The sequence below is a fragment of the Acetobacter okinawensis genome, from assembly GCF_002153655.1.
Classification (GTDB): domain Bacteria; phylum Pseudomonadota; class Alphaproteobacteria; order Acetobacterales; family Acetobacteraceae; genus Acetobacter; species Acetobacter okinawensis_A.
Map to the genome: position 1 here is coordinate 1 of NZ_JOPJ01000071.1, position 242 is coordinate 242.

Below are 242 nucleotides of genomic sequence, written 5' to 3' on the forward strand. Positions count from 1 at the left end.
GCTGATTTCTGGAAGTCCTATGAAAATGAATTTTCTCTCCAGAAACAGCCCTTCACTGAAGTTGTGCACGTCAAACATGGCCGGGAACATAAACACAGGGTGTATTCCCTTCTGTTGCCATCCGGTTCCTGTATCCGAATGGATAACGATTTCATCAGACGTGAGAAACTGAACCGGCTGGCTGAAATACGCACAGGGGAACCTATCCTGTCCGGCAGACATAATGATGCGGTCATCAAGGC

At 47.9% G+C, this 242-nt stretch carries 1 protein-coding gene; it reads right to left on the reverse strand.

Going from position 1 to position 242, the window contains the following annotated elements:
• Positions 1-242 (reverse strand): hypothetical protein (locus HK26_RS13770; RefSeq protein WP_219337099.1); only part of this gene is annotated, 242 nt, incomplete at both ends.